Below are 20,057 nucleotides of genomic sequence, written 5' to 3'. Positions count from 1 at the left end.
CATCTGTTCAACAGCATACATCTGACTCTTACCAGTATTTTTTTCTAGAATCCTTTCTTTTATCCAAGAAATTATTTAACGTTAAATCGCAGGTAGGAAAAAGCAATCCTTTATTTTTGTCCAAAAAAAATAAACGCCTAAGCGTTCATTTTTTCAAAAGTTGGATAGAAAAATTGCACTAATGGACCGATTCCGAATGTAATAATAATCGTCCCTACTCCAATAGGACCACTAAATAGCACTGCTGCCAGAAGGGCAAGGAGTTCACCAACCGTCTTAGAGGTACGAATGCTCAATCCCGTTTTACTATGAATAGCAAGCATTAAGCCATCAATTGGAATAACTGCAAATTTGGCTTGAAGATAGATGGAAATTCCTAGAGCAATTAAAATCACTCCAGCTACAAAAACGGCATAAGCCACAAATACATCTTGAATTTGCCAATTCTCAAAAACAGTGATGAGCCAGAAGTCGATGAACGCCCCTGTCACAACAATAGTAATAAGAGCAAGGAAGTCTGGCCATGCCTTCATAAGGAAAGCATTTATAATTATCAAGATGATCCCGACAATTATTACCCAGCTTCCTACCGTCAATCCAAATGTATTAGACAAACCAACATTGAGAGCATCCCATGCTCCTGCACCAATGTCTGATTTTATCGTTAATGTTACGCCTGCTGTTAATATAAAAAGTCCTATCACATAGAATAAAAATCGTTTCATATTTACTTAACGCATCCTCTCGATAGCTAGCTAATATCCATTACTTATTGTAACTTAGCGATGCGCTATGAGACGAGGTTTTTTTATGCTTTTTTTCCTTCAAGAACTCCCTCTTCAACCTCTTCATCTATTTCATCAAAGATTTCAATGTCACGCCATTTCCCGAAGCGATAATAAGCAATGGCAAAAATACTTGAGATGATAAAGCTAACTCCTATACCGTAAGCAATCCCTTCAGCTCCAAGCCACCTAGAGAAGAAATAAGTGAGTGGGACACGAAGAACCCAGAAAGAAATAATATTAAGTATAAGCACCTGAACCATAGCACCAGCTGCCTTTACTACCCCATTCAAAACAAAGTTAATGCCAAGAAACGGATAGAAGAAAGCTACGGTTTTTAAGTAGCTTTCTCCAAAAGCTATTGTTTCCGGATCGTCTATAAATAATCGAATCATGGATTCAGCACTTAGAAAAATAATGGCACTTATTGTAAAGGATACTGTCAAAATAAGAATAATTCCGTTTTTTGATATATCGGACACTCGTCCCCATTTTCTTGATCCAATATTTTGCCCAGCCATACTGTTAACTGCAGCCCCTAATGTGAATGCAGGTAACATAATAATACGATCAAGTCGCTGAGCAGCTCCAAATCCCGCAACAACTTGAGTCCCAAAACTTGCGACGATACCCATTATCGCTGTAACACCAGCAGATACAGTCATCATCTGTAACCCAGCTGGGATTCCAAGCTTAGAAATCCGCTTAAGCTCTTTCATATCTGGTTTATGAGGAATAGTAAACGGAACCTTCGACTTCCATACAGAATAAATAACACCATACAAAAAGGCTGCTCCTTGAGAAAGAAGCGTTGCATATGCCGCACCTTCAATACCCCAATCGAAATAACTAATGAAAAGCGGATCAATTACTGTATTCAATAAGACCGCAAAAAGAACAAACCGAATTGGCGTTTTGCTATCTCCAAGTGCACGTAGCACAGTCCCAATGAAGTTGTATCCAAATAAAAAAAGTATTCCTAAGAAATTAATGCGAAGATAGGCCTTCGTACTGTCAAAAATTTCTTCAGGAGTTCCGAGAAATCGAAGGATCGGATCTGTGAAAATATAGCCGATGATTCCAAAAGCAATTGATAAAATAGTTAAAGCAACAACAAATGCATTTAACGATTCAATCAATCCTCGATCATCTCCAGCTCCCTTTCTTTGAGACAAAACCGTTAGTGTTGCACTATTGACGCCAATAATGAATGAGAGAACTGTAAAAATAACTGGCGCAGCGATCGAAATAGCACCTAGAGCATTAGCTCCGAGCAAATTCCCTACCCAGATACTATCTATAAATTGGTAAGACGTTTGAAGTAAATTCGTTAAAAAAATAGGTAATGAAAAATAAATCATTTGTTTTGCAATGTTTCCTTGAGTAAAATCATAGCTTTTATCCATCTGAAAACCTTCTTTAATCCGAATTAGAGTCACTATTATGTATACCCAATGCTTTGAATCAAAAAACAGACGAATGTGCTTTAATCGCTCATAGTAAATAATGGCATATTATCTGGTTTTAGAATTCGAAAATAAAGGAAGATTAAGATTAGAGTTAAATTCGAAAGGAGCAATTATCAATGGCAATGTCCCAAACTGAAATCAAAAATAAAGTACTAAATATCTTCGATTCACATTATGTTGGAACGTTAAGCACGATTAAAGACAATAAACCGCACTCAAGATTTATGACGTTCTTTCACGATGAGCTAACGTTAATGACTCCTACAAGTAGGAAGACACATAAAGTAGAAGATATTGAGCAAAATCACAATGTACATGTTCTTCTTGGTTATGATGGTGAAGGATGGCATGACCGCTATGTTGAAGTTCAAGGTCATGTGACAATCGATGACTCCAAAGAAACGAAAGAGAAATTATGGGGAGACCAAATGAAGCGATGGTTCGATTCTCCAGATGATCCAAACTTCATTGTACTCAGGATTACTCCTGATACAATTCGCTTGATGAATGAAGGAGAGAATACACCAGAAACGCTTGAGCTATAGAAATAGAACAGGGACACCACGTGGTGTCCCTGTTCTATTTCACTATTTAGCTACAATATCAAACGTTTCTTTAAGCTCAATACTTCCTATGACAGATTGTGCCATCGAACAATGTTTTTTCGTTAATTCTAGTGCTCTTTCAACCTTTTGTTCGTCCAAATCGCCAATTAACGTGAAATGAAGATGGATTTTCTCAACACGATTTGCTTCTTCTTCATTGCGAGTTACATCAGCATTTATTTTAATATCTTCGTACTTCATTCGCTTTTTATCAAGAATCTGGCGAAGCACACCTCCACTGCAGACAGCTATTGATGAGACAAGAAGCTGGTATGGACGATAACCATACTGATCATCACCAGATATATGCAACGTTCCATAACCAAAATCAGCTGTAAATCCTACTTCTTCTTTTTTCATGTTAAATTCCAATAGATTCACTCCTTTTAATAGCGCTGTATTTATTTTAGAACAGGATTAAAAAAAATGCGAACGGTGGCTCTTTTTGTGCCCTTCCATTATAATTGGCACTGATTGCAACTTCTTTTTTTGGATGTGAACAAATGTCTGGATCAAATCGTTATCGTTTCTTCATTCTAATTTCAATTGTTTTCATTTCTGGCTATTCGCAAGGTATGCTCTTACCTTTACTCTCCATTCTACTTGAAGAGGCTGGTGTATCATCAAGCATGAACGGATTAAACGCATCCGCCTTGTATATCGGAATTCTATTTGCTTCTCCGTTTATTGAAAAGCCAGTTCGTAAATTTGGATACAAACCCGCCATTAGCGTTGGACTCCTTCTTGTCGCTATATCCGTTATCCTTATTCCAATATGGCAAGCGTTTTGGTTCTGGTTTATTCTAAGGGTTATTGTGGGAATTGGAGATAACCTACTTCATTTTGCGACACAACTTTGGATAACAACCACTACTTCTAAAGAAAAGCGCGGACGTAACATCGCGATATACGGATCAGCATTTGGTCTAGGATTTGCCGCTGGCCCACTTTCAACGATCCTAGTTCAAATTTCGTTATACCTGCCTTTTGTCATTGCATCAGGTATTGCCTTAATCACCTGGTTCATGCTTATTAAGATTTCGAATGAATTTCCTGATCCACTTACATCAGGTTCTGATCGCGTACTCTCAAAATACTCGCACGTATTGAAAATCGGTTGGGTAGCCCTTCTCCCTTCCTTTGGTTATGGCTTCCTTGAGGCTTCCCTTCATGGCAATTTTCCAGTATACGCTCTTAGAGCTGGACTTGATGTAAAAGCCGTCTCCATACTTTTACCCGCATTTGTAGTCGGAAGTCTCCTTTTCCAAATGCCTCTCGGAATATGGAGCGATAAATTTGGCCGTAAAAATGTTCTGCTTATTAGTATGTTAATTGGATGGGTGTGTTTTTCTGGAGCGATTTTTACGACTTCCGTAACAACACTATTTATCCTATTCTTTTTGGCAGGCATGATGGTTGGTTCTTTATTTTCGTTGAGTATTACCTATTTAGCTGATCTTCTCCCGAACAGTTTATTACCAACAGGAAACATTCTCGCTGGCATTTTCTTTGGAATTGGTAGTATACTCGGACCGTATCTAGGTGGTTTGTTCATTGATTGGTTTACTGAGGGCAGCATTTTCTTTGCGATTAGTGGCATGTTGCTGTTATTGTTTGTCGCAACTGCTATTCACCGTAGTCCTGAAGAATCTCCAAACTATTCCACTTCATCATGAGTAAGAAACATTTTATTAGCCATTTTAATACTATAATTAGAAAACCCTTTTCATTGACTTATGAATGAAATGTACTATAATAATAATTGTGATTAATTGATAATGATTATAAATAGCCCACAATAAAGGAGTCGATACAGGATGAAACTACGTGAAGAAATGCCTGAATTCGAAGGCGCAAAAGCCTGGTTTAACGGAGAAGTATCAAAAAGCGATTTAGTTGGAAATAAACCACTTACACTCGTTCACTTTTGGTCTATTAGCTGTGGTCTATGTAAAGAAGCTATGCCAATGATAAATGAATTTCGTGATGAGTATAGCGAAGACATGAACGTTATAGCCGTTCATATGCCACGTTCTGAAAAAGATCTTGATTTAGATGAAATTAAAGAAGTAGCCGATCAACACGATATCAGCCAACCAATCTTCGTAGACAGCGATCACAAGCTTACTGACGCATTCGACAATCAATATGTACCAGCATACTATGTATTTGATTCAGAAGGTAAGCTTCGCCACTTCCAAGCAGGTGGAGAAGGACGTAAGATGCTTACAAAACGCATTACAAAGCTTCTTGATAAAGCAAAAAAGGAAGACTAATCAAAAGAGGCAGCATTTGGCTGCCTCTTTATTTGGCCTTTTTTATTTTTCTGTATAGACTACGAAACAGTCTGAATACCACATACCCTACTACAGCCCCTATAGCATTCAACAGAATGTCATCAATATCAAAGATCCTTTGAGCAACGAAGTATTGTAGCAACTCAATCACAGTACTTGTTGCAAAACCGATTATAGCAATAAGTAATCCAGAATTTCCTTTCTTACTAACGAGCGGTATAAGAAAACCAAGAGGCATAAACAATAGAATGTTACCGATAATGTTCTTTAATATTAACCAGTAACTACCGCTCTCCCACATCAGTTTAATACTATCAAACAGGACAAGGTTCACGGATTTACCATACGGATAGTAATTATAAATAAACAAAGTAGCATAAAAAAGAGCCAGTAAGTAGATACATAAAACTAATGTACCACCCTTTTTTATCAACTTCTGTGTTGGACCACTTTCATTTTGAGTCTGCATAGTACATGTCTCTCTCCCTATCATTCGGATGCTTTATGGCCTGTCTATATGCTATAGTATTCTATACAAAATATGTTCATGTAATAAATTTGAGGTGGAAAAATGCCAGATCAGCAAAACGTCTTATTAAAAGTAACAACATCCCTTAACAACTATAACATTCCTTATTTCTTCATAAATGAAACAGCTCTCTGGCTTCAAGGTGTGAGCCCTACTCCCGATACGATATCGATTTCTATTCAATGGGATGGGTTTGAGTATGTTATTGATGAATTCAACAAGATGTTTGGTCAAGCAATACCTGAGCATTCAGTCGACAAATCTGTTGCTTCCTATGAAATAAATAAGCAGCAGGTAATAGTAGAATGCACCTACAATACAGTTATTCGTACGAATCCTTATTTAGTTGAAGTTCCATTTCAAGATCATACTGTTCCTTGTCTTTCCCTTTACTATTATCAGAAGCTCCCGGAGTGGGTATCCCTCGTAACTAGTCACCTTAGTAAGATGCAGAATAAAGTGACAGAACAAAACGAGAAATCGTGGAATCAACATACATATGAAGCGCTCCTTAACCGATTTGGTACCCCTAAAGAGGCAGCAACTAAATTAAAAACGAATCCTTTGGCACGCCTTAAATCACTCATGCCTTTTCTTCCTCAATTAGAAGGGATAAAGGTAGCTAATTTAATGGGGTCACACGGCATGAAAGCAACTGCTATGAGTTTGCTTGGAGCTAAAGCTACTGTAATTGATTTCTCATTTGAGAATGAACGTTATGCTAAAGAAATAGCCGAACAATGCAACGTCGATTTGTCTTACTATGTATCTGATATTCTTAAACTCGATGAAAAACACGATGAATCCTACGACATTGTTGTGATGGAACTTGGAATTCTGCACTATTTTTTAGATCTTCAACCACTTTTTGAAGTTGTTCAACGTCTATTAACACCAGGTGGTGCGTTTATTGTACAAGACTTCCATCCGATATCAACGAAGCTTATTACTTCTAAAGGAAAGAAACATAAAGTGGATGGGAACTACTTTGATCCTTCTATTCTTCAAAGAGGAGTTGCTTATGAGAAGCATCTTGAGAATCATACAGAAGAGAATAATGTTCTTCAAAGAAAATGGACGCTTGGTGAGGTTATAACAGGCATAGCGAATGAAAATTTGATGATTAAACAAGTAGTGGAGGAACCAAATAGTAAACTCCATGATCGAGGCATTCCTAAAATATTTACAATTCAAGCCGTTAAGCAATAGGACATTCATAAGAAAAGCACCCAATTGGGTGCTTTTTCATTAGGATACAAGTGATGTAATAACTTCATCATCACGTTTATCAGCATAGTTCTTGCCGACAACGATTCCTTCTTTATTCATTAGTTCATTCAATTCACTAGCTTCTTCTTTTTCACCAGCTACGTAAATTTTTTCCCACTGACGAGTCTTAGCTTTCTTATCGAGTTTAGCAGCCATGGACTTATACCATCTTTCTCGATTTGCTTTAATGCGATCTTCGTAAAGTTCACGCTGAGCAGTACTACCGTTACCGGAAATGTTTTCGTTTCCAGTCGTTCCTTCGTATTTCCTCCAGTTATCTTCGTCAGGATCCCATGCATATTCTTCACTTTTTGTAAGGAAACCTAGCTCCGTTTCAAGAATACGTACATAATCATAATGAACAAGGATAATCCCTGTATTAGGATACTTTTCTTCTAGTTCATTTAGTTGATCAAGTTGAGCCTCTTCTTCCCAGTATAGATTGGTTTCCACCGGCACCTGTGTCCGTTCTACAAACCAAATTTGATCGTCTGAAGAAGCAATAATGACTAAACCACGATTTAAATCATTTTCGATTCGATCTAATTCATCCTGTACCTTCTCTTTTACTTTCTCGAAATTTGCAAGTTCTTGCTTGTTCCCACTCTGTTTTATATAGTCTTCAAAATTACGGAATCCGTTCTTCAACTGAATTTTCCACTCACCATTTTGTCGATCAGCATCACGACGGTCAGTATTTAAGTATAGGGTAAAAACTTTATCTGGTTTTTGAACATGTACATGTTTGAACTGCTCTAGCTTTTCTTTTAATAGCATTGTTGCCCTCCTCATAATTACTTTGTTATTAATTTCATTCCCGCATTTTTCCTATTATTAAACATCAAATCTACACACACATTTGTTTTCTTTTGTATAGTCACTGTGAATATTATGTGATAGAATGAAATCATTAAAATATAATAATTATTCTAATTTAGTGAAAAGCGTTCTCATCTACTCGTATTTAATCACTTTATGTAGGACTTTCTATGCTGTGATTCTATTTTGAATCACAGCTATATAACTTTCAAAAGGATAATTGAGGATGACTCTCTTTCTCAATTAGAAAAGGAGGAATGATAATGGAACAAGTAAATATTCAATCCACCACATACACCACCCATACTTCCTTTTGGTGGAATACACTAAAACGACATGGAGAACTGATAGCTGCATTAATAAGTGGAATATTAATTGCTTTTACATGGTTTATGGAAGGATCATTCACGTCTTCTACCGCATCGACTCTTTATATTATTGCGTTTATTGTTGGGGGCTTTGCTAAAGCAAAAGAAGGCATAGTGGATTCAATTGCTGATAAGGATGTGAATGTTGAGCTCCTCATGATTATTGCCGCTGTTGGAGCTGGTAGCATTGGATACTGGACTGAGGGTGCCATTCTGATTTTCATCTTCGCGTTAAGTGGTGCACTCGAAACCTATACATTGAATAAAAGCGAACGTGAGCTAGAGTCTCTAATGGAGATTCAACCTGAAACGGCAACTATACTCGAAAACGGTAGTGAACGTACCGTTTCAGCCAGTACACTTTCAATTGGGGATCTCCTTCTAATTCGTCCAGGGGAGCGTGTTCCGGCGGATGGAATTATTATAAAAGGCCAAACTTCTGTTGATCAATCAGCTATTACAGGAGAATCGCTACCTGTTACGAAGCAAATTGATGAAGAAGTTTATGCTGGGACTCTTAATATATCAGGGCATCTAACAGTAAAAATGACAAAACGTAGTGAAGATACTGTCTTCCAAAAAATCATCGCACTTGTACAAGAAGCCCAGGATCAGAAAGCTCCCTCTCAATTATTTATTGAGAAACTAGAAGGATGGTATGTCAAAAGCGTACTATTAATCGCAGCACTTCTTATGGTACTTCCTCATTATGCGCTAGGTTGGACATGGGATGAAACAATATATCGCGCAATGGTCTTTCTCGTTGTGGCTTCTCCTTGTGCTTTAGTTGCCTCTATTATGCCTGCGACACTTTCTGCTATATCTGCAGGTGCAAGAACGGGTATTCTTTTCAAAGGGGGCGTTCACCTTGAGCAACTTGGCACAATGAAAGCGATCGCTTTGGATAAAACCGGTACGCTTACTGAAGGTTCCCCCGTCGTAACAGACGTTTTTACACGGGATGATATTAAGAAAGATTTTTTCATTAAATCCATAGCTTCAATAGAACGTCAATCAACACATCCTCTCGGTAAAGCGATTGTCAATTACGCTGGTAATCTTGACTGGTATGAGCCTGATCAAATGATGGATTATTCAGGATGGGGTGTTGAAGCCAAACTAGCGGAAACGACATGGAGAGTAGGTAAATTAGAATTCTTCAGAGACGTGAATGGATTCAATACATTCAAAGAGCAATATGAATTGTTGCAAAGAAGCGGAAAAACGATTGTCCTTGCATCTGATAATAACGGAATTGCTGGAATGATTGCACTTAAAGATAAAGTGAGAGTTGAATCTAATGCTATGGTTAAAGCCCTTCAAAAGCGGGGAATTGAGCCTGTTATGTTAACTGGCGATAGTGAACAAACGGCTAAAGCAATTGCAGAGGAAGTCGGGATCAAAACCTATTACGCTAATTGTCTTCCCGAAGACAAAGTGAAGAGAATAAAAGAACTTAAAATGCAATACGGTACAGTTGGAATGATTGGAGATGGCATAAACGATGCCCCTGCCCTAGCAGTCTCAGATGTTGGGATTGCGATGGGGCAAGGTACCGATGTAGCACTTGAATCTGCAGATGTTGTACTAATGAAAAACGATCTTGGGAAACTCACCAGAGCGGTAAGTATATCGAACCGATTGAATCTTATTGTTAAACAAAATGTTGTTTTCTCGATTTCAATTATTCTCATCCTTATTGCTTCGAATTTCTTTCAATTTCTAACTCTTCCTCTTGGTGTAATCGGACATGAGGGGAGTACGATTCTAGTTATATTAAATGGCCTACGTCTATTGAAATGATGCAACAAAAAAAGCAGCCTATGGCTGCTTTTTCTATTGGCTTTTTCTACGAAAATAGTTTGAAGTGGCATTCACTTCCCCACCTACAATAATCACCAGTCCAGTTAAATAGAACCAGAGCATAAGCGCAATCACTCCACCTAAACTTCCATATGTTGCAGAGTAATCACCGAAATGATTAATGTAGTATGAGAAAACAAGTGAAACAAGTTGCCACAATACCGAAGCAAATACCGACCCCAGTAGTACATCTTTGTAATTTAATCGCTTATTCGGAGCGTAATAATATATAAACATAAACACTACGATCATAATAGATAGACTCAAAAACCATCGAATTATCCCAAACATGAAGCTAAACGACTCTGGAATACCGAAGAAAGTGACGAAGAAACGCCAAAGCGTCTCGCCAAATACGGGTAAAATAAGCGCTACCACAATGACAAAAATCATAGCAAATGACAAGAGGATTGACAGCCCCCTTGCGACCAGGAAATGGCGGCTTTCCTGTACGTTGTAAGCTCTATTCAATGACTTAATAATGGCATTAATGGCATTTGATGCTGACCAAATGGTCGCAATAATCCCAAATGAGAGAAGGCTTTTACGTGTGCCATCTTCTAGAATTAAATTTTCCTGTATTGTTACCAATGATTCCGAAGGAGCGTATTGTGAAATTAAATCTAGAATTTGATCCTGAGAAAAATCAAATTGAGTCAAGAGGGTAATAGCGAATATTAAAAAAGGAAAGAGCGATAGCAAGAAATAATACGCAAGCTGTGCCGATAAATCCGTTACATAGTGCTCTTTCATTCTTGAGAAAAGCTGTTTTGAAAATTGACCAAACGTTGCATCCACTATTTACCCTCCTGATGTTTGTTTAATGCGTCATTGTATCTTCATCTTTTCCAGATAACTCGTCTCCTGCTTCAACAACTTTTGATCCAATTTCTTTCAGATCATGTTGCGTTTCTTTCACCAGATTAAACGCTTCAACTGAACTTTCCTTAAGGCCGTTAAACTTCTCAGACAAGGTGGAGATGTCATCTTGTACTTCTTTCATAAGTACGCTCGTTTCATCTACTGTTTGTTTCCATTTATCCGTATAGTACGATGGGTTGTTCTTCACATCACGTAACACACTACCTGCACGTTTAGAACTCGTTTTGATCGACTCTCTTGTACCTCGATCAAGTAGTGAGATAAGAGCACCTGCAAGTCCACCAATCAGAACTGCTTTAAACAGTTTATTTTGGTTACCACCTTGATATGACTGACTCATTTAATTTCCTCCTCGACTTATAAAGATGAGACTATTTTCCCCTTATCATAGGCAATGAAACGCATTTATATCATTTTAAGTCGTATATCTTTTAAGAATACGATCCACTGCACTTCCATAGCTTTCCCCAAATAGGACAAGATGAACAAGAAGATAATAAAGCTGATAGATCGGCATTCGCTCTTTCCATCCATTTCGAAGCGGATAATCAGCTTTATACTGTGCGTAGAAATCCGTTGAATACCCTCCGAACAAGTATGTAAATGCGATATCAACTTCTCTGTCACCATAATAAACTGCCGGATCAATTAGATAAGGCTTACCATTCTCACTCTCAAGCCAATTTCCACCCCACAAATCACCATGTAGAAGCGATATATCCGGATTATGTCCAAGCAACGAGCTGAGATTATCTTTCAATTTATCTAATTGATTGTTTCGTTCTTGAGAGAGAATACCTTTCTCAACCGCTATCTTTTGAATAGCACCAAGTCGGTGATCTCGAAAGAAAGATACCCAATCTCTTTCTTCGTGATTGGATTGATGTAGTTCTCCAATGTAATTAGATTCAGCTAATCCAACTGAGCTTGCTTTCTTCTGATGCATTTCTGCTACGAGGCTACCAAGCGCTCGATCAACCTTTCCGCTCGATGGCACGGATGGTATCCACTCCATAAGAAATACCATCTCAGTTTGTTCACGACGTGGAAGAATGATTAAGGGTTTTGGAACGCGAATACCATTTTGCTCAAGAAGACGAAGACCTTTCTCTTCTGCATCAAAAAAATCCTCTGGAGCGGAACGATTTAACTTTGCAAAATATTCCTGACTACCTGTTTTGATATAGAAAGTATCGTTAATCGAGCCCCCTGAAACAGCCTCACATTTATCAATTGGTGTTACATCCCCTGTTGCTTTTACTGCTTCTTCTATTGCGCTTTTCATATGCCTTTATCTTCTCTAATATGCTCGAGCAACTTCTCGCATCCAACTGTTACCATTTCATAAACTTGTTCAAAATTCCCTTCGAAATAAGGATCAGGAACATCATCAAACTCACTGTCTGTTACATAATCCATTAATCGTGAAACGGAAGCCAATGGTTGCATGCCTGCCATTTCATGAAGTTCTCCTAAATTGGCCGCATCCATTGCTACAACATATTCAAATTGATCAAGGTCCAATTTCTTAACCTGTCTTGCTTTCATTCCACTCGTAGAAATATTTTCCTTACTAAGTATCTCTGTTGTGCCTTCATGCGGTGGCTCACCAACATGCCAGTCTCCTGTTCCGGCAGAATCTACTTCTACCTTGTCAGAAAGTCCAGCAAGCTCTACTTTAGAACGAAAGATAGCTTCTGCCATTGGAGAACGACAAATGTTACCAAGACAAACGAATAGTACTCGAATCATCGTTATCCCTCCATCGTTTTAATATAAACCGTACGGTTACGAGGTCCATCAAATTCACAAAAGTAGATCCCCTGCCATGTTCCTAGAATAAGTTCTTCATTTTCGACTATGATGGTTTGAGAAGCTCCTACAGTACTCGTTTTCAAATGAGAAGCGGAATTTCCTTCAGCATGCCGATAGTTCGAGTGTTCCCACGGATAAACTTCATCAAGTCTCATAAGCATATCGTGCTTAACATCAGGATCAGCATTCTCGTTTATTGTAATTCCCGCTGTTGTATGGGCAGAATACACAATCACAATACCACTCTTAAATCGCTCTTCCCCAATTGCACGTCTTACTTCAGAAGTAATATCCAACATTTGATCACGTTGATCTGTTTTCACAGATATTTTTTTAAGCATCTTATCCCTCCTCGTTCTATAGTTGTACTACCCTTCTTTTCTTCCTTTCATACTAGGGAACGTTAGGTTTTCCACCTCACAAATTGATAAGAAGTCATAATGCCACTAGTCTCGAGAAGATATTTACTTTAATGGCTCTATTTTAAAGGCTCTTTTCGTAAACATTGTTGCTTTTGAAACGATTTTTGTAAAAGAACCTGACTTCGCTAATTGGAGCGGAAGGATGCTCGACTCCTGCGGGACTAGCGGGACAGGTGAGACCCCGCAGGCGCAATGTTTTTTTGCGCCGAGGAGGGTCACGGCCTTCCCCTCGGAAAGCGAGCATCCTGGAGCGGAAATTAACCAATCCAAACAACAATGTCTACGAAAAGAGCGTTTTTAAAAGGTTGTGCTATTGAAACAAATTAAAAACACACTTTTCTAATTGGAGCGGAAGTTAACCCAATTTTTAATAATCATCACGTTCATAAAGGTAGAGATATGGGATATCAAGAAACAAGTAATGGGAGTCATTAATTGGATAGGAGTAAGTACGAATAAGTTCATTCGTTTCAATATCACTATACAAATCAGAAAGAATACCTACTTGTTCATGCCTCATTCGCACGATATTTTCGAGAAAATATGGACGCCAACTCCAGTTATCCCCTTCATACTCAGGCTGAAATTCCCAAACACCTTCCCCGTTACGATAATAGTTAGAAGATACTTGATTCCCATCTTCATCACATATATAGCCTCTGAAGCAAGCGTCTCCTAAAGACCGTGTTGCCACAGATACTATTTCATTCCAATTGTTCTGCCTAGTCCGCTTAATTTGCTGTTGTAGATGAGAATTAAAATCTTGCGACAGCTCATATAAAGAAAGCAAACGCTCTCTTTCATGAACGATAAAATGATGGAATTCTTTTGTAAGAAGTAGCTTGAATTCATTTTTCGAAAGAAATTCTGGTCCAGGTTTACCAAAGTAATAACCCTGGTAATAACGTCCACCGTTCTCCCAGGCATATTTCAATTGTCCTACCCCTTCGATCCCTTCAAACAACAATGTAGCGCCAATTTTACGTCCTAACATAGAGAGCGCATACAGGACTTCTCTATACTCAGGTGGCATTCCTTTATCTTTCAAGTTCGTTAAACCAACCTTTATAATATTCGGATTCAGAATAGCAATTTTTTCAATATTGCTCATCCTATTTCCTGCATGACTTATCGCAATCTGGACGCCTAAGCTTTTATAGTAGGTGAGAATATGCTGGAGTTTCTGAAGTTGATCATCATCAATGTCATAGTCTGATACTTCAATCACAAATTTATCGTATGAAATGCCATTTGCTCCATATTCCTCAAGTGAATTCGTAATCGTTTCACCATGATCGAATAGAAGATGTCTTGCACTACAATTAAAGAATAAGCATTGATCGCTTTCTTGCTTTTGAAAGTAAAGAATTGCAAGCTTTCGTAAATGAGTATCTATTTCCATTACGTATTCCTCTGGAATTGAGTGGTCCTGGAAGAAGAAGCCTAGACTCTTTATCCCTTCATCTGTATGAATTCGTCCTAGAACTTCGTATCCAATAATCTCTTGCTTGTCAGCACTAACAATCGGCTGGAAGTATGGAAAGATATCTTCTTTTTTTCCCATTACATCAAGTGCGTCCATCAATAACCCCTCCCCCGAATAAAAGTAAATAACATTATTATACCATGAACCTCATAAACACCCGTTCCTCATCACCCTCTTATTTAACACACTGGAATGAGAGAGATTATTTAAAATGGACTAAATAAATGGGTTTTCGTTGGAATTTACATCTAACCGTTTTATACTAGTAGTAATATCGAATGTAAAAGGTGATGATAGTATGAGAACGATTAAGTCATGGAGATGTCACTATGAAGGTAAATAAGGATCAACTCAAACGTATGAAAAAAAATGAATTTGTAAGAACAGCTATAGAATTTGTCGAAACGGGTGTAGTTATTACAGACCCAGAACTTCCAGACAATCCTATCGTTTATACAAATCGTGGTTTTGAAGATCTAAGTGGATATTCTTCTGAAGAAATCCTAGGTTATAATTGTCGTTTTCTACAGGGGGATGACACAGATCCTCAAGAATTAAAAAAGCTACGTATAGCCATCAAGAACAAAGAAAAAGTTAAAGTGGAAATCAAAAACTACCGTAAAAACGGTCAAGCATTTTGGAACGAACTGCAAGTTTATCCAATTTATATCGAAAGCGAACATCAAACCTACTTTGTAGGGGTGCAACAGGATGTTACGAAAAGGAAGGAAGCAGAGGAACGATCCGACCTTTATCTCGATCAGGTTAAGAGTTTATCGACCCCAATCGTCCCAATCGATCGCAACGTATCCATTGTTCCACTCGTCGGTGATATTGATGATGAGCGCGTTGAATTACTCCTGAATAATGTTAGTACACATATCCAGAAAAGTGGCGATGAACATTTGATTCTTGATTTGTCTGGCGTTAGTCATTTCACAAGACAACTCCATCAAGGTATTGATCAGTTAAATCAACTCATCAAGTTAATGGGTGCTAGGCTTATGATTACGGGAGTCCGACCAGAATTTGTTCTAGAAGGAATGAAAGATGATTTAACACTCTCATCAGTGAAAAGTTTTCCTTCCGTTAAACATGCACTGAAGGACATAAACTAAATTACTCTATTCTTCTAAGAAGCTTTCGATTGTTGTTCGAAAGCTTCTTTAAATCTTCCACTTTTAACTTTTAGTCATTTAAAATACTACTACTTTGCTCTGAATAGAGGTCGTGCCAATGATGTATATCTTCTCTTCGTCCACCAGTCATGCTTTCAAACTATTCTCCACACCACATCTTTTTACTCTCTGTATACTAATGCTCGTGTTGATTACAATGGGCATCTTTAAAAATCGATTAAGGCACCCTGTGACTAGCTTTGTTGTGCGAATATGTATTGCACTAGTGTTGGTACTAACTGAATATAGCTTTCATCTTTGGTTTATTTATCACCAGAAATGGGATGTTACAACAACACTACCACTTCAACTTAGCAGCATTTCCCTTTTTCTCGCGGTATTCCTGCTACTAACAAGACGGTTCTTTCTTTTTGAAATAACGTACTTCGTTGGATCTGCAAGTGCACTCCTTGCTATGATCACACCTGATTTAGGTGTGTACGGTTATCCTCATTTTCGATTCTTTCACTTCTTTATAGCTCATGGAGGCATTATAGTAGCAGCATTTTATATGATTATGGTCGAAAAATATAAGCCTACCTATCTATCAATTTGGAAAACCTTTCTTAGTTTAAACCTTTTCGTCATTCTCATTTTCATGTTAAATCTGTTCCTTGATGCAAATTACATGTATTTAATGGCTAAGCCGCTTAGCAACACATTGTTAACCTACCTTGGTCCATGGCCCATCTATTTACTCTCTCTTGAAGGGATCGCCATTCTTGCATTTCATCTACTCTATTTACCATTCATATTTACGAAATGGACTAATACTTCTAACGATCACTCTGGTACAACACAGTTTAACAGCTAAACAATTAGGATATGACATAACTATCACTGACTGAAAGGATGGGTATAATGAAACGCTATCAGTTAATTGTAAAAGGTAAAGTTCAAGGGGTAGGATTTAGAGCATTTACCCAGCAGAAAGCAGCTCAATTTGAACTGAGTGGTTATGTTATGAATCATATGGATGGATCTGTTGAAATTGAAGCTCAAGGAGAAGAGTCTACATTGAAAAGGTTTATTTCTAAGATACAGGAAGGAAGTCCTTATTCATCAGTTGAAGAAATCAATACACAAGCAAAAGAAGTCCAAGATAATGAGCGTTCTTTTTCTATACGTTATTAATAGAATTTGCCGAGTATATAGTCTATAATACAAGGATATGGATATAAAGCTCGGAGGTAGTAATTTGACAGAAACAACATTCTTCTCGCATGCTGAGACGACTAGAGTTCTGAATAGTCTTGGCGATAATATTTTTGTGTGTGACCTAAGCTATAATATCGTATGGTTCAATGAACCAGCTGAAGCTTTACTTCAATCAATGATGACTTACCTCGATATGGGAGAGCCGTCTGAACTTATCGGAAGAAGCATAGACAATTTCCATACGGATCCTTCTCATCAAAGAAATCTTTTACAACACAGGTTACCTCATGAAAGCACCATTACTTTATTTGATCGATTTGTAGCAAACATCGTTATTTCGGAGTACTACGGTGAAAGTGGAAATAAAATAGGCTACTTGCTTGTCTGGCGCGATGTAACTGAAGAGCAGAAAGAATTCGAAGAAAATAAGAAGCTTGTCAACGAATTATCAACTGCGATTATTCCGACTGTAATTGATAATGCTATTCTTATTCCCCTTATTGGTACAATGAACGATGATCGCTCTGAAAAGCTTATCGAAAGTGTCTTAAATTACTGTGCTGCAAATAGCACTGATTACGTACTAATGGATTTCTCTGGATTAACGGAAATGGGGCAAAGTTCCGCACATAAACTGTGTGAAACAATGACTAAATCACTACGTTTAATGGGTGTAACTGTTGTCTACGTAGGCATTACAAAGCGAATTGTTCAGTGGTTTATTCATATTAACCTTGACCCAACTATTCCAACCTTTGCTACATTTCGTCAGGGCATAAATCACGTGGTAAATCTCGAGGGATACTCTCTTGTTAAAGTAGATGAATAGAAAAAGAGCTGACACATTTGTGTCAGCTCTTTTTCTGTCTTATTGGAACAACGAACACTACATTCCTTTACTAGAAAACTGTTGAAAGACTGTATTTGTATTAATGGAGAATAACTCTTTCCCCGCCACTCGGTTTAACACACGTTTGTTTCTCTCAACTGACAGCGCAAGGTTTGTTGCACCTGTACCGTGTGAGTGGTCAAGATTAGTAAGGGTAAACACATGATTATCGCGTCCATCTTTGAAGACAAGCTGTTGATCCATTTCTACTTTAAAATGCTTCTCATCTTCCCATTCAATCTCATCGCCGATTCGGTTGAACCATTCCGGAAAATGTGGCTTATAACCGGTCGCAAGCACAACCTTATCTGTGTCTACTGTAAACGCATGATCCTCTTGCCATTGTCTACAATCCAATACATAGCTCTTTCCCTTTTTTTCAATCCCATTCACTTCTGTCAAAGGTTGAATTGTGACATCAGGCTGTTCTTCAGTAGAACGATGGTAAAGCAAATGATAGATATTTTTCAGAGTTGAAGGATCTACTCCTTTTCGAAGCGTACCCAGAGTTTCTAGTGCATTCATTCTCTCTTCATAAGGAAGGTTATTAAAATAGCTGACATAATCAGGTGAGAAAACTTCTTGCCCCAGCTTAGCTTGTTCAAGCTGGAAGAAACCTGTAGATCGCGTTAGCCATTGCAAGCTATAACCGTAACGATCTTGATCGTTTAGAAAGTCATAAAATACCTCAGCAGCACTCTGACCTGATCCAACCACTGTTACAGAAGCAGCTTTCTTTAGCTCTTTCTCACGATAGAGATAATGATTCGTATGAAGAACGTCTTCATTAGGATAACCTTCGAACCCTTCCGGAATGTTTGGTACGCTTCCCGTTCCGAGCACTACATGCTTCGATTTAATCACTTGTGTTTCAGATGATTGCATATCTTCTATGGATACCTCGTAATAACTTCCTTCATCTTGATAGATCACATCGATTACCTTCTTACCGAAGTGACAATTAGAAAGTTTAGAAGCGACCCATCGTGTGTAAGCATTGTATTCTTTTCTAGGTATATCTAATTTATTGAAAAAATAAAACTGATACAGTCGATTATGTTCATGCAAATAATTAAGAAAAGTATATGGACTTTTAGGGTCTGCAATTGTTACAAGGTCTGCTAAGAATGGCACCTGCAGATCTGCTCCATCAATTAACATGCCTGGGTGCCAACTAAACTCTTCCTTTTGATCGAAATAGATGGCATCAACCTCTGTTTGGTCTGCAAGTGCTGCCATCCCCAAATTAAATGGTCCTATACCAATTCCAACAAGATCATATAGTTTATCATATTTCAAAGTGTTCACGTCCTTCGTTCTCCATTCCATGCTCTATTAAATAGCGTCATTAAATTCAACTAGCACTACTGCATATCTTGGTTTACCCTAAAGCTGGTACTTTTAAAGCCATATCGCACATTTAAGATACTTAATCAGAGCTTACTGCTTTCTGAGCACTTTCAGCTGAGAAAGTAATTGTTATAGCGCATAACAAGGCAATGACTAGAAACCCTCTTACAAGTGGCCATGCATCCCATCCATCAATAAAAACAGAACGCATTGCCTCAAATAAATAGGTTGTTGGATTAATTGTTGCCGCTATTTTAAGCCACCCTGCTTCAATCAATTCGTACGGAACAAATGTGGTACTTAAAAAGATAAGCGGGAAGAAAACAAATGTGCCCGCCTGTGCAGACTGTGCATTTTTTGTCCGCAGTGCTACCCCAACCGAATACCCCGCAAATGCAAGTCCCCATCCTAACGTTAATAAGAGTACGACAATCACTCCACCGAATCCAGCAGCTACCTCAAGACCAAGAAAATAGGCAATGACTAGAATTAATATCGTTTGAATAAGAAGTTGAAGCATTCCAGCAATAATTGGACCTAGAACGATCGCAAGCCTTGAGGACGGGGTTAACAAAAGCCTTGAGAAATACCCATTTTCTAGATCCTTTACGAGCGCTTGTCCAGCCCCACCAGCTCCTCCAATTGCAGCTGAAACAATCGATACAGGAAGGATAAAAGCAAGATAATTAGCGCCTTCAAATGCTGGTAGTTGCGATATTCCGCTTAATCCGCCCTCATAGACGAATAAAAAGAAAAGACTAATGATTAAATTGGGAATAAAGATGAGCGGGTTTCGAATAATGGTAACGATGCTTCTCTTTGTATAAACCATAGTATCAACAAAGAATGATCCTTTTTTCTGTTCATTCATAC

At 38.1% G+C, this 20,057-nt stretch carries 22 protein-coding genes; 9 read left to right on the top strand and 13 right to left on the bottom strand.

What is annotated here, in order from left to right; translation table 11 throughout:
- Positions 1 to 137: 137 nt before the first annotated feature.
- Together AB986_RS20815 and AB986_RS20810 are read right to left on the bottom strand one after the other, a co-directional pair.
- A complete protein-coding gene (locus tag AB986_RS20815; RefSeq protein WP_048313594.1) occupies positions 138 to 725 on the bottom strand; it encodes a YczE/YyaS/YitT family protein in 588 nt (195 codons plus the stop codon).
- 83 nt (positions 726 to 808) lie between these two features.
- The gene (locus AB986_RS20810) at positions 809 to 2,191 is read right to left on the bottom strand and encodes an MATE family efflux transporter (RefSeq protein WP_048313593.1); all 1,383 of its coding nucleotides are present in this window, start codon (positions 2,189 to 2,191) and stop codon (positions 809 to 811) included.
- 185 nt (positions 2,192 to 2,376) lie between these two features.
- Here AB986_RS20810 and AB986_RS20805 point away from each other — a divergent pair, with 185 nt between their 5' ends.
- On the top strand, positions 2,377 to 2,799 hold the full coding sequence (locus AB986_RS20805; protein ID WP_048313676.1) for a pyridoxamine 5'-phosphate oxidase family protein: 423 nt from the start codon (positions 2,377 to 2,379) through the stop codon (positions 2,797 to 2,799).
- A gap of 42 nt (positions 2,800 to 2,841) precedes the next feature.
- Here the strand turns inward: AB986_RS20805 and AB986_RS20800 are convergent, their stop codons facing one another.
- Positions 2,842 to 3,231, bottom strand: a complete 390-nt coding sequence (locus AB986_RS20800) for an OsmC family protein (RefSeq protein WP_048313592.1) — start codon at positions 3,229 to 3,231, stop codon at positions 2,842 to 2,844.
- A gap of 131 nt (positions 3,232 to 3,362) precedes the next feature.
- Here AB986_RS20800 and AB986_RS20795 point away from each other — a divergent pair, with 131 nt between their 5' ends.
- On the top strand, positions 3,363 to 4,535 hold the full coding sequence (locus AB986_RS20795) for an MFS transporter (RefSeq protein WP_048313591.1): 1,173 nt from the start codon (positions 3,363 to 3,365) through the stop codon (positions 4,533 to 4,535).
- 141 nt (positions 4,536 to 4,676) lie between these two features.
- Positions 4,677 to 5,135 carry a TlpA family protein disulfide reductase gene (locus tag AB986_RS20790; protein WP_048313589.1) on the top strand — a complete coding sequence of 153 codons (459 nt, stop codon included), beginning with the start codon at positions 4,677 to 4,679 and terminating at the stop codon, positions 5,133 to 5,135.
- A gap of 28 nt (positions 5,136 to 5,163) precedes the next feature.
- Here AB986_RS20790 and AB986_RS20785 read toward each other — a convergent pair whose 3' ends face one another.
- A complete protein-coding gene (locus AB986_RS20785) occupies positions 5,164 to 5,625 on the bottom strand; it encodes a VanZ family protein (protein WP_084006678.1) in 462 nt (153 codons plus the stop codon).
- Between the two features lie 102 nt (positions 5,626 to 5,727).
- Here AB986_RS20785 and AB986_RS20780 point away from each other — a divergent pair, with 102 nt between their 5' ends.
- Positions 5,728 to 6,894: a class I SAM-dependent methyltransferase gene (locus tag AB986_RS20780; RefSeq protein ID WP_236690433.1), complete on the top strand. Its 1,167-nt coding sequence runs from the start codon at positions 5,728 to 5,730 to the stop codon at positions 6,892 to 6,894.
- A 39-nt stretch (positions 6,895 to 6,933) separates the two neighbouring features.
- On the opposite strand, the gene AB986_RS20775 is transcribed toward AB986_RS20780, so the two are convergent.
- Positions 6,934 to 7,731, bottom strand: a complete 798-nt coding sequence (locus AB986_RS20775; RefSeq protein WP_048313587.1) for a VLRF1 family aeRF1-type release factor — start codon at positions 7,729 to 7,731, stop codon at positions 6,934 to 6,936.
- Between the two features lie 299 nt (positions 7,732 to 8,030).
- Between AB986_RS20775 and AB986_RS20770 the strand changes: the two genes are divergently transcribed.
- On the top strand, positions 8,031 to 9,944 hold the full coding sequence (locus AB986_RS20770) for a heavy metal translocating P-type ATPase (RefSeq protein WP_084006677.1): 1,914 nt from the start codon (positions 8,031 to 8,033) through the stop codon (positions 9,942 to 9,944).
- 33 nt (positions 9,945 to 9,977) lie between these two features.
- On the opposite strand, the gene AB986_RS20765 is transcribed toward AB986_RS20770, so the two are convergent.
- The 6 genes from AB986_RS20765 to AB986_RS20740 all read right to left on the bottom strand — a co-directional run bounded on the left by AB986_RS20765 (position 9,978) and on the right by AB986_RS20740 (position 14,705).
- Positions 9,978 to 10,802, bottom strand: coding sequence for a YihY/virulence factor BrkB family protein (locus AB986_RS20765; RefSeq protein ID WP_269082715.1), 825 nt, complete (start codon positions 10,800 to 10,802; stop codon positions 9,978 to 9,980).
- Between the two features lie 22 nt (positions 10,803 to 10,824).
- Positions 10,825 to 11,226: a YtxH domain-containing protein gene (locus AB986_RS20760; RefSeq protein ID WP_048313585.1), complete on the bottom strand. Its 402-nt coding sequence runs from the start codon at positions 11,224 to 11,226 to the stop codon at positions 10,825 to 10,827.
- A gap of 75 nt (positions 11,227 to 11,301) precedes the next feature.
- Positions 11,302 to 12,171 (bottom strand): fructosamine kinase family protein, encoded by an 870-nt coding sequence (locus AB986_RS20755; protein WP_048313583.1) that lies wholly within the window; start codon positions 12,169 to 12,171, stop codon positions 11,302 to 11,304.
- Positions 12,168 to 12,638: a low molecular weight protein-tyrosine-phosphatase gene (locus AB986_RS20750; protein ID WP_048313581.1), complete on the bottom strand. Its 471-nt coding sequence runs from the start codon at positions 12,636 to 12,638 to the stop codon at positions 12,168 to 12,170. Before AB986_RS20750 ends, AB986_RS20755 begins: the two co-directional genes overlap by 4 nt.
- Positions 12,639 to 12,640: 2 nt before the next feature.
- Positions 12,641 to 13,042 carry a secondary thiamine-phosphate synthase enzyme YjbQ gene (locus AB986_RS20745; RefSeq protein ID WP_048313580.1) on the bottom strand — a complete coding sequence of 134 codons (402 nt, stop codon included), beginning with the start codon at positions 13,040 to 13,042 and terminating at the stop codon, positions 12,641 to 12,643.
- A 448-nt stretch (positions 13,043 to 13,490) separates the two neighbouring features.
- Positions 13,491 to 14,705, bottom strand: a complete 1,215-nt coding sequence (locus tag AB986_RS20740) for an EAL domain-containing protein (protein ID WP_048313579.1) — start codon at positions 14,703 to 14,705, stop codon at positions 13,491 to 13,493.
- 233 nt (positions 14,706 to 14,938) lie between these two features.
- On the opposite strand from AB986_RS20740, the gene ytvA reads away from it, so the two are divergent.
- From ytvA to AB986_RS20720, 4 genes are all read left to right on the top strand, one after another.
- The gene (gene ytvA / locus AB986_RS20735; RefSeq protein WP_048313578.1) at positions 14,939 to 15,727 is read left to right on the top strand and encodes a YtvA family blue-light photoreceptor; all 789 of its coding nucleotides are present in this window, start codon (positions 14,939 to 14,941) and stop codon (positions 15,725 to 15,727) included.
- Positions 15,728 to 15,845: 118 nt separating this feature from the next.
- Complete coding sequence (locus AB986_RS20730; protein ID WP_048313577.1) at positions 15,846 to 16,601, top strand: YwaF family protein; 756 nt, start codon at positions 15,846 to 15,848, stop codon at positions 16,599 to 16,601.
- 47 nt (positions 16,602 to 16,648) lie between these two features.
- On the top strand, positions 16,649 to 16,921 hold the full coding sequence (locus AB986_RS20725; protein ID WP_048313576.1) for an acylphosphatase: 273 nt from the start codon (positions 16,649 to 16,651) through the stop codon (positions 16,919 to 16,921).
- Positions 16,922 to 16,985: 64 nt separating this feature from the next.
- Positions 16,986 to 17,774, top strand: coding sequence for an STAS domain-containing protein (locus tag AB986_RS20720; RefSeq protein ID WP_048313575.1), 789 nt, complete (start codon positions 16,986 to 16,988; stop codon positions 17,772 to 17,774).
- A 57-nt stretch (positions 17,775 to 17,831) separates the two neighbouring features.
- Here the strand turns inward: AB986_RS20720 and AB986_RS20715 are convergent, their stop codons facing one another.
- Together AB986_RS20715 and AB986_RS20710 are read right to left on the bottom strand one after the other, a co-directional pair.
- Complete coding sequence (locus AB986_RS20715) at positions 17,832 to 19,142, bottom strand: lysine N(6)-hydroxylase/L-ornithine N(5)-oxygenase family protein (RefSeq protein WP_269082714.1); 1,311 nt, start codon at positions 19,140 to 19,142, stop codon at positions 17,832 to 17,834.
- A 121-nt stretch (positions 19,143 to 19,263) separates the two neighbouring features.
- The gene (locus AB986_RS20710) at positions 19,264 to 20,055 is read right to left on the bottom strand and encodes an ABC transporter permease (protein ID WP_048313573.1); all 792 of its coding nucleotides are present in this window, start codon (positions 20,053 to 20,055) and stop codon (positions 19,264 to 19,266) included.
- Positions 20,056 to 20,057: the final 2 nt, after the last annotated feature.

The organism is Guptibacillus hwajinpoensis, assembly GCF_001039475.1.
GTDB classification, from domain to species: Bacteria; Bacillota; Bacilli; order Bacillales; family Guptibacillaceae; genus Guptibacillus; species Guptibacillus hwajinpoensis.
The sequence above is the reverse complement of the archived record's forward strand: the minus strand, read 5'-3'. Positions and strand labels throughout refer to the sequence as shown.